General features: G+C 61.1%; 15 protein-coding genes. 2 read left to right on the top strand and 13 right to left on the bottom strand.

What is annotated here, in order from left to right; genetic code table 11:
- Positions 1 to 79: 79 nt before the first annotated feature.
- The 11 genes from D1F64_RS25090 to D1F64_RS11885 all read right to left on the bottom strand — a co-directional run bounded on the left by D1F64_RS25090 (position 80) and on the right by D1F64_RS11885 (position 11,553).
- The gene (locus tag D1F64_RS25090; RefSeq protein ID WP_117412636.1) at positions 80 to 721 is read right to left on the bottom strand and encodes an AGE family epimerase/isomerase; all 642 of its coding nucleotides are present in this window, start codon (positions 719 to 721) and stop codon (positions 80 to 82) included.
- The gene (locus D1F64_RS25085; protein WP_162901498.1) at positions 634 to 1,263 is read right to left on the bottom strand and encodes an AGE family epimerase/isomerase; all 630 of its coding nucleotides are present in this window, start codon (positions 1,261 to 1,263) and stop codon (positions 634 to 636) included. The genes D1F64_RS25090 and D1F64_RS25085 overlap by 88 nt, the downstream gene beginning before the upstream one ends.
- Positions 1,264 to 1,332: 69 nt before the next feature.
- Positions 1,333 to 2,271 carry an NAD(P)-dependent oxidoreductase gene (locus D1F64_RS11930; protein ID WP_117412634.1) on the bottom strand — a complete coding sequence of 313 codons (939 nt, stop codon included), beginning with the start codon at positions 2,269 to 2,271 and terminating at the stop codon, positions 1,333 to 1,335.
- A gap of 118 nt (positions 2,272 to 2,389) precedes the next feature.
- Positions 2,390 to 3,118, bottom strand: a complete 729-nt coding sequence (locus D1F64_RS11925) for a sugar phosphate nucleotidyltransferase (RefSeq protein WP_117412633.1) — start codon at positions 3,116 to 3,118, stop codon at positions 2,390 to 2,392.
- 4 nt (positions 3,119 to 3,122) lie between these two features.
- Entirely contained in the window at positions 3,123 to 5,297 is a 2,175-nt protein-coding gene (locus D1F64_RS23830) for an aminotransferase class I/II-fold pyridoxal phosphate-dependent enzyme (protein WP_205470448.1), read from the bottom strand.
- Positions 5,294 to 6,115 (bottom strand): transketolase, encoded by an 822-nt coding sequence (locus tag D1F64_RS11910; RefSeq protein WP_117412631.1) that lies wholly within the window; start codon positions 6,113 to 6,115, stop codon positions 5,294 to 5,296. Before D1F64_RS11910 ends, D1F64_RS23830 begins: the two co-directional genes overlap by 4 nt.
- The gene (locus D1F64_RS11905; RefSeq protein ID WP_205470447.1) at positions 6,112 to 7,152 is read right to left on the bottom strand and encodes a hypothetical protein; all 1,041 of its coding nucleotides are present in this window, start codon (positions 7,150 to 7,152) and stop codon (positions 6,112 to 6,114) included. Before D1F64_RS11905 ends, D1F64_RS11910 begins: the two co-directional genes overlap by 4 nt.
- 8 nt (positions 7,153 to 7,160) lie before the next feature.
- Entirely contained in the window at positions 7,161 to 8,687 is a 1,527-nt protein-coding gene (locus D1F64_RS11900; RefSeq protein WP_117412630.1) for a radical SAM protein, read from the bottom strand.
- A 146-nt stretch (positions 8,688 to 8,833) separates the two neighbouring features.
- Positions 8,834 to 9,667: a class I SAM-dependent methyltransferase gene (locus D1F64_RS11895; protein ID WP_117412629.1), complete on the bottom strand. Its 834-nt coding sequence runs from the start codon at positions 9,665 to 9,667 to the stop codon at positions 8,834 to 8,836.
- A 42-nt stretch (positions 9,668 to 9,709) separates the two neighbouring features.
- The gene (locus tag D1F64_RS11890) at positions 9,710 to 10,282 is read right to left on the bottom strand and encodes an HAD family hydrolase (protein WP_117412628.1); all 573 of its coding nucleotides are present in this window, start codon (positions 10,280 to 10,282) and stop codon (positions 9,710 to 9,712) included.
- Between the two features lie 110 nt (positions 10,283 to 10,392).
- The gene (locus D1F64_RS11885; protein ID WP_162901497.1) at positions 10,393 to 11,553 is read right to left on the bottom strand and encodes a glycosyltransferase; all 1,161 of its coding nucleotides are present in this window, start codon (positions 11,551 to 11,553) and stop codon (positions 10,393 to 10,395) included.
- A gap of 45 nt (positions 11,554 to 11,598) precedes the next feature.
- Between D1F64_RS11885 and D1F64_RS11880 the strand changes: the two genes are divergently transcribed.
- Together D1F64_RS11880 and D1F64_RS11875 are read left to right on the top strand one after the other, a co-directional pair.
- Complete coding sequence (locus D1F64_RS11880; protein ID WP_162901496.1) at positions 11,599 to 12,324, top strand: FkbM family methyltransferase; 726 nt, start codon at positions 11,599 to 11,601, stop codon at positions 12,322 to 12,324.
- A 65-nt stretch (positions 12,325 to 12,389) separates the two neighbouring features.
- On the top strand, positions 12,390 to 13,109 hold the full coding sequence (locus tag D1F64_RS11875) for a class I SAM-dependent methyltransferase (protein ID WP_162901495.1): 720 nt from the start codon (positions 12,390 to 12,392) through the stop codon (positions 13,107 to 13,109).
- A gap of 46 nt (positions 13,110 to 13,155) precedes the next feature.
- Here D1F64_RS11875 and D1F64_RS11870 read toward each other — a convergent pair whose 3' ends face one another.
- Together D1F64_RS11870 and D1F64_RS11865 are read right to left on the bottom strand one after the other, a co-directional pair.
- Positions 13,156 to 13,983: a glycosyltransferase family 25 protein gene (locus tag D1F64_RS11870; RefSeq protein WP_162901494.1), complete on the bottom strand. Its 828-nt coding sequence runs from the start codon at positions 13,981 to 13,983 to the stop codon at positions 13,156 to 13,158.
- 50 nt (positions 13,984 to 14,033) lie between these two features.
- Positions 14,034 to 14,933, bottom strand: coding sequence for an alpha-1,2-fucosyltransferase (locus D1F64_RS11865; protein ID WP_117412623.1), 900 nt, complete (start codon positions 14,931 to 14,933; stop codon positions 14,034 to 14,036).
- Positions 14,934 to 15,261: the final 328 nt, after the last annotated feature.

The raw sequence follows: 15,261 nt of genomic DNA, 5'->3' as shown, positions 1-15,261 counted from the left end.
CAGCCCCTTGGGATAACTGACCGACGTTCTAGTACGGAGTGCGCGGCTCCGTCACCCCTCGTTTTGGCGGGCAGCCAAATCAGCTGTCCACCGCCACGTTGCAAGCGGACACCAGTTCCGATACGGCGCAAACGATGTGATAGAGCGAGCTCGCCGGCGCGGGCTCGTCCACGAACGCGCCCGTGTCCTCCAGCTTGTCGCGCCAGAGCCCCTTGGGCGTGTCAGTCAGATACAGTTCCATGGCCTTGACGGCAGACAGTGCCGCTGCGTGATAGTGCTCCTTCTCCGCACCGGCCGAGCATCGCGCCATTTTCAGCGCCGCCTTGAGCCATTCCGTCTGACCCCACAGACGCGCGATGCGCCGGCGCGGCGTGAAATCGTCGTTCAGCTCCAGCATCGCGACCTTGCGGTCTTCGCAAATGCCGTGTGCCTCGGCGATGGCGAACAGACGCCGGGCGGCAACAATCGCGTCCGGACGGTCCCGCTTCCGCGCCCACCGCAGCGCTAGCCATGCCCATTCAAACTGGTGCCCCGGCTCCACATGACGATCCGCGTCGTTTGCCAATGCACGCCAGTGGCCGTCAAAAAGCTCGAGAAGACCGCCTGTACTGTGGTCGATAAACCGGTCAAGCATCAATTCCATGATCTCATCGGCAAGCGCGGCCCACCGGGGTCCGCCGCCGGCCTCGTCCCAGGCGAGTGCCGCCTCCAACAGATGCATGTGGGGTTTGCGCGCAGCGGCACGCTGGGCGGATTGCTCTCCTGAAACCCGGCGTGCGGATGGCGATAGCCGCGCTCGACCGCCTTCAGCAGGTCCTCCGCCGCGGCCTCATAGCGCCCGCGCCGCTCCGGAAATGCGTCCGCGGCACTCGCCAGGGCGAACATCGAAAAGGCCTGATCGTAGAGATCGAAGCGGCTGCTCTCGATTGCGCCGTCCGCACTCACGAGGTGGGCGATCGTGCCGTCATCGCGCAGAAAATGGGCGAGGTACCAGTCAAGCGCGCGTGTCGATATGGCCCGCCAGTCGCCCGTCCAGCCCAGCCGCCCGGCCTCGATGACGGAATATATCTGCCTTGGCTGCACGAAGCCGCGATGCGACGCGGACGATGGCGTGCCATCCTCCAGCGCGATCGCCTCGACGAAAGCGCCCGTGCCCGGATTGACGCCGGCGCGCGTCCATACGGGCAAAGCCTCGTCAAACAGCCACCGTGTCAAACGTGCGGCGGCGACGTGCAGGTCAGGCATGTATTGCGTATCGGTCATCGCGGGTCCGCACTTCATCCTCTCCGCCTACCACACCTGATGACAGGCGGAGGTCCGACGAGACCTGGGTCAGACGTTGCCATAGCGCGTGTTGCGCAGCATCGTGAAGCCCTTGAGCAGTTCTCGGATGCCGGCGCTCAGCGACATCTGCGGCTTGTAGCCCGTCGCCTCGACCTTTTCGTTGGAAACAATGTAGTTGCGCCGATCCGGATCGGTTCCGAGTTGCGCTTCCACATAGATGAAGTTCGGCACTTCCGCCTTGATGTGCTCGCAAAGCTCGAGCTTGGAGACGTTCGCGTCCGACAGGCCGACGTTGTAGATCTGACCGACCATCGCATCCCGGTTGGCCAGCGCGTGCTGGAACACCCGGGAAACATCGCGCACATGGATGTAATTGCGCTTGAAGTGGCTTTCGAACAGCACGACGGTCCGGTCCTTCACCGCGCGATAGGTGAAGTCGTTGACCAGCAGGTCGATGCGCATGCGCGGCGACATGCCGAAAACCGTCGCGAGCCGGAAGCTGACCGCGTTGGGATGCTGCATCAGCACCTTCTCGACCGCGACCTTCTCGATCGCGTATTGCGAGATCGGACGCAGCGGCGAGTCCTCGGTGCAGAAGTTGCCCTCCTCGCCGGAACCATAGGCGCTGTTCGTCGTGGGCATCAGGATCAACTGATCCTTCGACGCCAGGTCCAGCATCATCAGGATCGCGTCGTGGTTGATGGTCTTCGCGCCGACGGGGTCCGCGGAGCACAGCGGAGCCCCCACGTAAGCCGCCAGCGGGATGATCACATCGGCTTCCGCGATCAGCGGCGCGATGGTCTCCCTGACCCGGATATCGCCCTTCACCACCTTGAAATTCGGGTTGTTGCAGACGTGATTCAGGCTCGCCTGGTCGTACATGAAGTTGTCCAGGACGGTGACCTTGTGGCCGGCGGCCAGCAGGTCGGGAACCATCGTTGATCCGAGATATCCGGCGCCGCCGGTTACGAGAATACGTTGCGTCACAGTTTGGGTCTTCCTCGACTGCTCGTTCAAAAAGTTCAAAGTGGCGCCATAGCGCCTTGATCCTGTCGGACCGTATTAGACAAGAAACGGCAGGATGGCGATCCGTGCCGCAATGCAATCAGTCCCGGACGATGGTTTCCAACGCGCGACGGTAGTCCGCTGGCAGGCCGATATCGATGAACCAGCCCGGACTTTCCATGCCGTAGAGCCGCAGGCCGCTTGCGAGCATGCCCGGCAGGATTTCGTTTTCAAATGAAATCACGCGATCCGACGGCTCACGCCACGGATCGAGGATGCGCGGCGCCAGGCAGTAAACGCCGCCGTTGGCCGGATCGCCCACCCCGGCCTTGATCGAGGCCAGCGCGTGAACACGGTTTTCCGCGTCGAGTTCCGCGAGACCGTATCGCCCGGCCTCCCCGGCATGAAACACCGCGACGCTCAGATCCGCCCGTTTGCTGGAATGAAACCGCGCGAGCGCGTCCAGCGAGACGTCGAAAAAAGTATCGCCGTTGAGCAGCAGAAACGGCTGGTCCGGATCCAGCAGCGCGCTTGCCAGCAGCACCCCGCCTCCGGTGCCCAGCGGCGTTTCCTCGACGGCGTATTCAATCGGCACGTTTCTGTAGCTGTCGCCGAAACAGTTGATGATCACGTCCCTGCGATAGCCCACCGACAGGATCACGCGCCCGATGCCGGCATCGATCCAGAAATCCAGCTGATGCTGGAGGAACGGCCGGTCACCGACCGGCGCCATGGCCTTGGGCAGATCGGGCACTTCCGAGCGCAACCGCGTGCCCAGACCACCGGCCAGGACAATCGCCGTCGTGAGCTTGGGGCCGGCTGCCGACATGCGCCTATACCGCGTTGATGATGTCACACAAGACCCGGACCTCATCGAGACCGAGGTCGGGGAAGTTGCCGATATACATGCCGTAGAAATGCACGTGCTCGGCATTGGGACAGCTCAGGTGATGATCCTGCGGAACGATGCCCCGAAGATACGGCTGACGGAGCTGGTTGCCGCCGCCTGCGCTGCCACGGCGGAATTCGACGCCGTTGTCGCGCAGGGACGCCATCAGGCGATCCATCAGCACGTCGTCGGCTTCGCGCAGGATCAGATTGAAGGCGTAGTTGCTCGAGCCCTCGCGCCGGAAATCCTTGCGATAGCGTTCGCCGTCGATCAGGTCGAGAAACAGCGCAAGATTTTCCTCGCGGCGCACGTTGTTGGCGTCCAGCCGCTTGAGCTGGCTCAGCCCCATGATGGCGCCGATTTCCGTGTTGCGCATGTTGTAGGCGGGAAAGGCGAAGATGAATTCCGGATTGAGGTCCGGGTGCGCGCTCTTGTAGCGTTCGCGGGTGGTCTCGTCGTTGGATTCGCGCACCATCCCGTGCGAGCGCAGCATGCGGGCCTGCTGGTAGATCTCGGGGTCGTTGGTGCAGACCATGCCGCCCTCGATCGTGCTCATGTGATGCGCGTAGTAGAACGAGAAATTCGACATCTGGCCGAAGCTGCCGACCTTGCGGCCATTGTGGGTCGCCCCATGCGACTCACAAACGTCCTCCACGAGCGCGATGCCGCGCGTCTTGAGCTCAGCCATCAGCCGGTCGCACAGGCCGTCAAAGCCTTGCGCATGCGTCAGGAACACGGCTCGGGTCTTGTCGGTGATCCGCGCCAGCACCGCGTCGGTATCGAGCCCCAGCGTGTGCGGGTCGATGTCAGCGAAGATCGGCGTGAAACCCGCCTGAAGCACCGAGGAGATGTCGGAGACCCAGGTCAGCGGCGGCACGATGATCTCGCCGCCTTCGGGAAACGCGTGGCGCAGAACCGTCATCGACAGCAGGTTCGCCGACGAGCCGGAATTCACGAAAACCGAGTATTTCACGCCCAACCATTCCGACCATGCCTCCTCGAATGCGCGGCAGTTGCGGCCGTTCGTCAGGATCGGATCGTCCTGCTTGAGGTGGTCGATGACCGCGTCCAGATCCGCACGGGAAATGTTATTGCGCATCAAGGGAAACTTGTTCATTCCGCAACCTGTCTGTCTGAAGAGAGCGTCGTGTTCAGGAAAGTTCGTCGGCGAGCTGCCGCGCGGCCGCGGCAACGGCCTGGACGCCGATGCCGACCGCCTCGTGCAACTCCGCCCGTGTGCCGAGCTCGAAGCGATAGCCCCCTCGACGCCAATGTTGCGGAACGCATGGGCGAGCTTGTGCTGCGCGATCAGTTCAAAGAACCGGGCATCCATTCCGCCGCGCGCCCGGAAACCTTCCTCGAGCGTCATCAGCCCCGCATAGCCCGCGATGTCATGCACAAGCGCGTCCTCATCGAAACCGGTGAGATCGAACAGATCGATCACGCCAACATCGATCCCCTCGCCCGCCAGCGTCTCCGCCACGGCCAGGGCTGAATGCAGCATGTAGCCCGTGGCGACCAAGGCGATCTTCCCGCCGGTGCGGTGCACGTGGTAGCCGCGTGCCATGTCCGGGCCGCCGGTTTCTTCCGTATAGACCACCGGCATAACCTGGGCGTCCAGCCGGATGTATTTGGGGCCGGTGTTTTCCAGGCACTGTTCCAGGAACCCGCCAGACGTTACATGATCCGCGCTGGAAAGGACCCGCATGTTCGGCAGCGCGCGCATCAGGGTCAGGTCCTCGTAGCACTGGTGCGTGGGCCCGGAGACCACATAGCTGTAGCCGGCGCCGACGCCGATCAAGTTGACGTTAAGCGGCCGCACCGTCGACAGCAGCCCCAGGCTCACGCGCAGTTGCTCGAAGCAGCGCATGGTGATGAACGGCGCGATGGCATAGGCAAAAACCTTGAAGCCCTCCAGCGCCAGCCCGGCCGACACGTTGATCAGGTTCTGCTCGGCGATGCCGACGTTGATGAACCGGTCTGGAAAATCGGCGCGGACGCGATCAAGCACCGGCGAGCCGAAATCGGCGGTCACGACGAAGATGCGGTCGTCCTCGGACATGGCGCGCCAGATGCGCTCAAGCAGCGCGTCTCGCATCGCAATCGGTTTGATCGTCACTTTGACGTCTCCAGCAGCTTGTCGAGAACGTCGGCTTTCGGCGCCAGGATATGCGCGAGCGGCTCGTTCTCGAGACCCGGCACGCCGCGTCCCTTGATCGTCTTGGCGATCAAGGCCTTGGGCTTGCCGTTGTGCGCGGACTTCATCGCCTGCAGGGCCTCCTGCACGGCCTCGACGTCATGGCCGTCCACGATGCGCGCGTCCCATCCGAAACTCTTCAGACGCTCATCAAGCACGCCATGCGAGACGACGTCCTCGGTGTGCGCCAGCATCGAGGTGCGGTTGTCGTCGACGATCAGATTGAGCCGGTCCAGTCCATGGTGGCTGGCGAACATGATGGCTTCCCAGCACGCACCTTCGTGCAGCTCTCCATCACCCGTGATGACAAAAACCTGCTGATCCCCGCCCTTGCGATTCAGGGCCAACGCGCTACCGGCCGCCACGCCGAGCCCGTGTCCGAGCGAGCCATTGACTGTCTCATAGCCGGGGATGATGGGATCGGGAATGCCACCCAGAATGCCGCCGCTTTGGCACACCCGCTGCAGCTCCGCTTCATCGAAGAAGCCCAGATCCGCCAGGATCGGATACATGCAGATCGAGCCGTGCCCCTTGCTGATGATGCAGCGGTCGCGACCTTCCGCCAATGGCTCGGACGGATCGAAATTCAGCACGCCGCCATAGTAGAGCGCGACAAAGATCTCGATGGGCGAGAGCGACGATGCAATCCGGGTTTCCGGCGCGCGGCGATGAATCGCCAACGTTTCCCGCCAGACCCAATGCGCCTTGCTCTGGAGAGAGTTGGCCTTAGCGCTCGTCATGGATTGACCCGTCTTTCTGGCGCGATCCCATGGCCATGCCGCTCACAATCCTTCTGGCTGGTACAGCGCGAGACTGCTTCCCGCGCTCTCGAACCGAAACGGGACATGAACGAGTTGGGACAATTTCTCGCGAACGCGCTGATGATGTTCCGGGGCGCGAATACCAGCAAAAAGCCGCCGCCGCCAGCACCGAGTAGCTTGCCGCCCAGCGCGCCCGCCTCCCGCGCGGCCTCGTAGTAGGCGTCGATTTGCGGCGTCGACACCTTGTCCGACAACCGGCGCTTCAGCGACCAGCCTTCGTGCAGAAGACGTCCGAAAGCGTCCAGGTCGGTGCCGTCGGCGCCGAGAATCGACATGCCCTCGTCGACCATCGCGCGCATTGCGTCGAGTTCCGAACGACGGCTGTCGAGATTCTTGATCTGGTTTTCGGCGATCTCGGAGGCAACCCGCGTCACGCCGGTGAAAAACAACAGCAGGTGATCGTTCAGGGCTGCGCGGCGTTCGTTGGGAAACACCACCGGCGCGACGACGATTTCGCCGCTGCGGTGGAAATCGACCCTGTTGAAACCGCCGTAGGCCGTTGTCACCTGGTCCTGCGACCCGACGTTCTCGCCGATCACCGACTGTTCGACATGAATCGCGTTGCGGGCGAGTTCCTCCTTGGCGACAGAGCGTCCGCGCAGCGCCTTGATCGCGTGGATCAGGCCGACTGTGAAGGATGAGCTCGAACCGAGACCGGAACGCGCCGGCAGATCGCCGTCGTGGTGAACCTCCAGCCCGTCTTCGACATCCAGCCACTCGAACACGCCCCGCACCGCCGGATGAACGATTTCGGCGCAGCTCTTCACGTTCTCGATCTTGGAATAGACGATCCGGTGCTTGTGGTCGAAGAACGGCGGGAGCTTTCGGCACGAAATATAGCAGTATTTGTCGATGCTCGTCGCCAGAACGGCGCCACCATGCTGCTTGTACCAGTCAGGGTAATCCGTTCCGCCACCGAAGAACGAAATGCGGAACGGCGTCTTTGTAATGATCATGGATGCGACTAGTCCCCCAGGAGCCGACGCTTGAGCTTGATCTTGGACATTTCCTCGACGTTGCGTCGCTCCTGCTCCCCGAACCGGCTTTCAACCAGCTTCAGGTATGCCTCATTCGAAAAATAGGTCTGCCAGGCCTCGTCACGGAATTTCAGAACTTCCGCCGAGGTGAGGTACTTGGTGCGCACCGGCTCCGCTTCATAGGACAGGAAAGCAAAGCCTTCAAATGTTTGGGGAAGCTGCCAGCCCTGGTCGAGCGCCTCATGATAAAGCGGGCTGCCCGGAAGCGCCTGGCATGGGTACAGATTGGCCATCTCCGTGTTCAGTTCCAACGCCAGGTCGAGCGTCTCCTGCATGGTGTCAAATGTATCCTCAGGAAAGCCGAAGATGTAGTTCGAGATGATGTTGATGTCGCTCTTGCTGATCGTCTCGCAAATGTTCCGGATGTTGACTTCCTTGAAGCTGCCTTTGGACACCTCCTGCCTCACGGTCTGGTTGCCAGCCTCGACGCCGAGCGCCAGCCAGTTGACGCCGGCGCGCTTGAACGTATCGAGCGCATTGGGGCGAACCGTGTCGATGCGGCTGTAGGTCCACATGTTGAACCCGTAGTCCTCCTTGATACAGTTCTCGAGGATCGGCAGGTAGTATTTGCGGTTGAGAAAGAACATCTCGTCGCTGATCCGCAGCGTCTCAACCCCCATGCCCGCCAGTTTGCGCATTTCGCGGGCAACCCATTCCGGGCTCCAGAACCGCATGCCGCGTGAATGCGAGGCGTTGACATCGTCGCTGTTGTCCACCCGGTTGACGATATTGATCATGCAGAAGTTGCACGCGAACTGACAGCCCAGACTCGTGTAGATCGCCGCGAAGGGCGTGCGCTTGTTGTGATCGAACCCTGCGTGCCAGAAGTGCGCGCGGTAGAGATCAAGCGGCCGGTCCTTGTAGGGCAGCAGATCCCACGCATAGCCCGGAAGATCGATGTCCATCCGATCCTGCGGCACCACCTGTTCGGGCGCGTTGAGGATGTTTTGTACGTGCCCCGCGCCGTCGTTGACCTTGTAGCCGATGCCCTTGATCCTGGGGAAATCGGGCTCCAACCGCGACCGCAGCAGATTGTGGAGCGCATAGACCCCCTCGTTCAGCAGAATGAGATCCACGCAGTTGTAGGCGAGAACCTCTTTCGGCAGAGCGCTCACGTGCGATCCGACCAGACAGATCGGCGTGTTACAGCCCGCCGCCTTGAGCGCGCGGGCCAGCTCGATGGCGCCGATCATGCTGGTGGTGCCGGAATTGGGGTTCTGTCCGTACAGAACCATCACGATCAAACGTGCCTTGGCGTCGATGACCCGTTTGACCGATGCCTCGAGAGACAACCGTTCCGCGTCGCAATCGAGAATACCGACCCCGAACCCCTTCGCCCGGCACGATTCGGCCAGAAGCAGGGACCACGTCGGGGGTTCAATCGCCGAATAGGTCTTGGCCAGATCCTGGTAGGCTTTGGCGGCCGAGTCCGGCGTCACGAAAAGGACGTCCATTCAGAAAGCTCCGTTCCTCGGACCCTCGATTTGTCGCAGGCTCACAAGCCAAGAGCAAGCCGCCCTCGTACGGAGGCATCTCAACGCGCCCTGACTACATAAAGCCCGCCGACAGCCTAGGTTGGCACCATGTACCCGCGACAGGGTCAACTTGCGGACATCTCGAGTTCCGGAACACCAGCGTCCGCCATGAACTCTCCGTTCCGGCAGAACGTCCACCAGAACCCGTCTTCCATATTGACCTGCCCGAATTCCTCCGAGATCGCGAGGAGCACCCCGGGGTGAAATCCCCCACCTTCGTGACCAAGCCAGTCCTTGCCCTTGTTGCGCGACGCCAACGCGACAAGCTCCGGATTGCTGTGCAACTCATAATCGTCGCCGCAGATAATGGAAAATGTCTTGTTCGCCACCCGCTTCGCCTTGACGATGTCGGCCTTGACGCTGTCGTAGTAGTGGGAGCCGTCGACATAGATGAAATCGAAGCCTTCCCCCAGATTGTCCAGGAAATGAGCCGAGCGGGCGCGAACGACGCAGATTTCGAGATCCGGTCGCTGGCGCTCGTAATCCAGCACCCGCAGCGCCGTGTTGTGGAACGCGGCGAATGACAGATCATCCATTGCCTGGTAGCCGAGAACGCCTTCCCGGCTGTCCAGCTCGGTCAGGTAAGGGCGCCATGAATCGACGAGCATCAAACTTGACCCTTCGGGGAGTTGCTCGACCCAAACGGAAGTCGACCCTTCACCGAACCACGTGCCGATTTCGATCATGCTGATGGAGCGATCGAAATATCTTTTGACGATCTCGCGCATGACGCGCCGGCGCTCGACGCTCATCTGATTGCGGGTCACGGCCGAAAATCGGAAGACGAAGCCCGGCGCCGACATTCGCGCCATTTTGTCGATCAGAGTGTTGGCGATACCGGATCTGAATTTGCGGATCGCTCTCTTGAGCCGTCGGCCGATTTTCAGATTAGATTTCATGCTGCGGCTTTCCAAACAAGGATGGCGAACAACTTTAGCGCGCTAAGACTGCGACGTGCCAGCAGCCGCCGCACGTGAAGACTTCATGATCGGAATGACTTCCAAAAGCGATGATACTTGAAAGCCGCACACTCCTGACGGGTCAACGGTAGCGGCGCTCAGAAGAATGGTTGTGCCGACGCCAGCGTTACGACCGGCATCGATGTCGGTCTTGCGATCACCAACGAGGATTGAGGCGCCGAGATCCAGATCAAGATCGCGCTGCGCCCGCAAGATCATTCCGGGATTCGGTTTGCGGTCATACGACGCCCGCTTGTAGGCGCCGATACCGTGCTCGGGATGATTGGGGCAGTGATAGATCGCGTCGATCACGACGCCCTCGCGCAGGAACTCCGTCCGCATCCAGTCGCTGAGAGCAGCGAAATCCGCCTCGGTGTAGTACCCCCGTCCGATCCCCGCCTGATTGGTGACGACGACGATCGCCATGCCAAGGTCGGTTGCCGTCCGGCAGAGGTCAAATATCCCATCGATAAAGACGATATCATCAGGCAAGTGGACGTAGTTGTGATCCTCATTGATCACGCCGTCGCGGTCGAGAAAAAGTGCCGGTCTCACGAACTGGGGACCTCAACGATTCGCGCGCGAAATCACGTCAGGCTGCGCGCGTTTTCGAAACCCATAAAAACGGAACCCGGCAGCAAGGGCAAGTTTCACAATCATCCCCATCAAAGACCGATACGCTTTCGGACTGACCTGAGCAGCCTGGAGTGCAGAATTCGGCCGAAGAAAAAGGCGCGCTTCGCCGCTCCGGCGTCCATACGACCAATCTCTCGACCGTTGCCGTCGCGCCAGACATGGGTCGTCTCGCCGGACAAAAGCCGCGCAACGTGCTTTTTGCGCGCGCGATCGTAGTTGGCAATCCAGCCGGGCGCCGCGTCCGAAAACTGGCCCTGGTTGTCGTGCGTCCGGCCGAAATAGGCCAGCGACGGCATATAGACCGGCAGGTAGCCGTTGCGGTTGAATTCGAAATGGAACCGCAGGATCGGGTCAATATTCTCGAGTTCCGGGCATGCGGGGTCCGGCTCGATCAGCCTTTGGTAGATGTCGGCCCGCACGACGTAACTCAACTCCGGAAAATACGACAGGCGCACCCCGGAATCGACCATCCAGATCGGAAACCAGTCCTTCTTCTGGGCGACTTTTCGATGTGCCGGAAACGCCTTTGGAAAGAACCGCGGGACCAATTGCCCCTTGGTGTCCATCGAGATCGCAGCACCCCACACAAGCGACGCTTCAGGGTCGGATTCCAGGTGATCAACCGCCGTCTGCAGCCAATTGGGTCCCAGGTAGCCGTCGGTCGACGTCATGAAGGCAATGTATTTGCCGCGCGCGGCGCGAACCGCCCTCAGGACGCCGTCCCCGCGGGATGTGTCGACGCCGTCGACAAGCCGGATTTCGGGATATTTTCCGATGATATCGAGAGAACTGTCCGTCGAACCACCATCGGCCATGACGAATTCCATGTTCTCTACCGTTTGAGACAACACCGAGCGGATCGCCTGCTCAATCGTATCCTCGTTGTTCTTGTTGATACACACAACCGACAACATGGGGCGTGCGGCGGCACTGGAATCTTTCGATACGATCGTCATCTGTCTACCTGATTGGAGCGCACGGTGATCCAAAGCCTGCGATTCACCTGCAATCGAGCCGCTTCCCAAAACACCTTGTTGCTGCGGATCCCGTTGGGTTATGCCCACAAGCCTGCCGATAGGCAAGTCGCGACCGAACGCCAGATCCGGGCGCGTCGACAGCCACTCCGCGATGCGAAAGCCATGCAACGCTTTTCCATGCCGAGGCCAATTTCGATTGACGACACCTTCCATCAATCTGATAAACCCCTGTCCTCCCCAGACCAGCGGCCCGCCACCATGACGCAGTATTTTCAGTACGATCAGTTCGAGAGCGCATACGGGCGAAAGATCGCCGGTCTCATCCATGTGGGCGCCAACGAAGGTCAGGAGTTGCAGACGTATCTGGACGCGGGCATCCGGCACATAAAGCTGTTCGAGCCGCTGAAGGATCCCTTTGAGCGGCTTCTCGCCGTGATCGCGAAGATCAACGACAACAGCATGATCGAGGCTTACAACGTCGCCTTGGGCGCCGAGGAAAAGACCTCCCAGATGTTTGTCGCGGACAATGCCGGCGCCTCAAGCTCGCTGCTTGAACCGATGGAAAACCAGCGGGTCTGGAAGAAGATCCATTTTGATGCCACCGAGACCGTGGACATCGCCCCGCTCTCGCACTATCGGAGCGCGGACGATCCGCACAACATGCTGCTGCTCGACGTTCAAGGCTACGAACTGGAGGTTCTGCGCGGCGCGGCCGACATGATCGGCGGCTTCGACTATGTGATTTCGGAGCTCAATCGGGAAAAGAGCTACAAGGGCTCCGCGGGCGTCGCCGACATCGATCAGTTCATGACCGAGCACGGTTTCCGGCGCATGGAGACCTATTGGCTGAGCCGCTACTGGGGCGATGCGCTCTACGTGCGCGCCGATCTGATTCCCGCTTCAAAGCTGCCGATTGAAGTCGACCAGAAGAAGCCACGCGGTCTGCTCAAACGGCTGATCTACAGCATCCTGGGCCGCGTCTAGCCCAGGCCCCGAAGTGCCGGACAGGCCGGCGCTCGAACACTGAACGGTGCAACAGGAGTTTGCGGGTGACACGTCAGATTGTCGGCGAAAAATTCGAATACACGCGCACGCGCTGGATCGAGCAGGCCCTGCAAATCTTACCCGCGGACTCGACATTGCTCGACGTGGGCGCCGGCGAATGCGCCAACCGGCCGTTCTGCGCCCATCTGAAATACACGTCCCAGGATATCGCGGAATACGATGGCTCCGGAGACGGCAAGGGACTGCAGACGGGCGGCTTCGATTTCTCAAAGATCGATATTGTCTGCGATCTCCTCGACATTCCCGAGGACACGAAGTACGACGCCGTGCTGCTGACAGAGGTTCTGGAACACGTGCCCGATCCAGTCGCGTCGCTGATGAAGGTCTGCCGGCTGCTGAAGCCCGGCGGAATGCTGATCCTCACTGCCCCCTTCTGCAGCCTCACGCATTTCGCGCCGCACTTCTATTGCACGGGCTTTTCCAGCTATTTTTACAGCCATCATTTGAAGAACGCCGGTCTCGACATTGTCGAGATGACGCCGCACGGCGGCTACTTCGACTGGATCTCACATGAAGTCGGTCGGGTGCAGCGGGTCTACCGGCAGTACGCGGGCAAACGCCTGGGGTTCTTCGGAAAAGCGCAATTATGGCTGACCCGGGCATTGCTACGGCGGATCGCGAAGCAGGAACAGACGTTCTCAGGAGAGCCCACGTCGGAACTGCTGACCAACGGCTACTTCGTGCGCGCGGTCCTTGCGCCCTAGCAAGGATCCTCGACACAAGCCCGCGTCCCGGACGCCTGCCGCGTCCTCACCGGGGCGAACCGATCATGAGCACGGAAGGATCGCGGCGCCCACCCTTGCCCAAAAGCATGCGGAGAACCGTCGAGACGTACCAGCACTTGAGACAATCGACCACGCCAAAGGTGGCGAGCCGGTATGACAAGCGGGCCGCAGCCCCGCGCATGCGCGCGACTTTGCCCGCCTTGAATCGCTTGCGCGCAGGCGCGGCCCCACGACCGGCAATTGTATCGATCGTTGAATCAAAAATATTGGATTCAATGGGCGCCGGCACGACGCCGTAAGTGGCAAGACCGTGCTCCCATGGACGCCGCAGGTCTTCGTCGACGGGTCGCATTCTTTTGCCCGCCCGTTCGAGGAACTTGCGCGCGCCGCGCTGATTGATCAGATAGGCGCCGGTGTTGTTCGGCACGCGCCAATAGCGCACGGCGGCATAGTCGCCGAAGAGCCGCGCGGCGGACCGGAACGCTTCCTTGGGCGGATTGGACAGCCGCACGATGTCCCAGTCCGCGGGAAGCGCATCGAGGTTTGTCAGAAAGCTGCCGAAATCCGGGTTGAGCCGCAGGTCGTCCTCGAGAACCAGAACCGGTCCCTGAAGATCGCGTTCGACGATATGCCGGTGAATGGTGAGATGACTGGCATAGCAGCCGACCTCGCCGTTCGTCATAGCGGAACAGCGGCCGTTTTCATCCTCAAACATCGTCCGCAGCCAGTCCGGCAGCGCATCACCGCGCACCGCCGGAAAGCGCTCGAAGTCGAAAGAATGACGGGTCAGCTCCGTCGCCATCCAGGCGAGCCGGTCCACGTCCCTGTCCATGTTGATCACGAATATATGCAAGCGGTTTCGGTCCTGGCGTTCGAGGGCAGCAAGGCTCTCCATGGAGCGCCTTATAACTGAATCCAGTCGGGTGGGAACAGATCACCCGTGTCCGTCGTGCGCTGCTTTTCCTCCGAGAACCATTGCCGTGGCGCAACGGTGATGCCGCCCTCGTGCTTGCCGGCCCATGCCCCCCACCAGCTGAAGGTGCTGTTGGCGATGATGTGGTGCCGGCAGGCAGCCATCAGTCGGAAGTCGCCATCCCGGGACCCACCGTCGATAAATTCGACATCCGTCCAATGCGCCAGCCTCGCGCGCGCGGCGGTCAGATCGTCTGAAAAGACCAGGAAGCGCGTCGCGCCGGCCGTGGCCTTCAGGTGATCTCGCGCGCGGTCGTAATAAGCGATGTCGAGCATTCCATGGACGGCAGCTGTGGCCGGATCGCTTCCGTAATCGCCACAACGCACATGCACTGACACGGCGTCCGGATCAGTCGCGCGCTCCAGATTCTCAGGCGTCACGGGAGCAGATGAGAGCGTCGCGGCGATCTCCGTTCGCAACGCATCGGCAATGGGCGCGAAATACCGTTCCGACTGGAAATACCCGACCAGGAACCAGTCGCCACGCAGCGAGAACAGCGCCTGATCGAAGGCGAAGCCTCGTTCAATGTAGACGCTGCCCCGCCACCCCGTCGGCAGCTTCGGCGCAGGCATCCCGAGAACACGCCGGAGCCCGCGCCGCCCACGCGATATCAACTCGAACAAAGGCGATGCTTTGTGCGGCCACTCCTGGCAATCGATCCCCAAATCAACGAGAGCCGAACCCGCATGCGCGAGACGTCCGGACATCTTGGGCGCGACGAAAAATTCGGCGTCCGCGCTCTCCGCCAGCGCACGGCCGGCGGCGTATTGGAACAGCTGGTTGCCCAGGCCACCATTCAGTTGAACGCAGATCACAGGCCGTCGAGACATGGAGCACTCACATTGGATGCGGGCCCTTGATGTTCAAAGCCCCACGGCACGATAGATTGTTGATCCATAACGTGGATCGGCGAGACACGCTAGGAGGCGCTGTGACGGATCGGGGCGCCGCCAGATGCGCCACGCCAAGTCGCCGCTCGCATTTTGTTTCAGAAAACCTGTAACACGCGGCTCCCGTAACCATCCCTATCTGCTGACATTTTGCCATATTCATGTCTTAGGTGTCGGCGCGCCGAAACGAATAGCCTGTCCGTTCGGATCGAGGCACGGCGGGAACAGCTGAGCAACACAGAGCGATGAGAAAAATCTCGTTTGACGC

Origin of the sequence: Breoghania sp. L-A4 (assembly GCF_003432385.1) — a bacterium.
Taxonomy (GTDB): Bacteria; Pseudomonadota; Alphaproteobacteria; order Rhizobiales; family Stappiaceae; genus Breoghania.
Note: the sequence above shows the minus strand (reverse complement) of the source record. Positions and strands in the feature narration are given on the sequence as shown.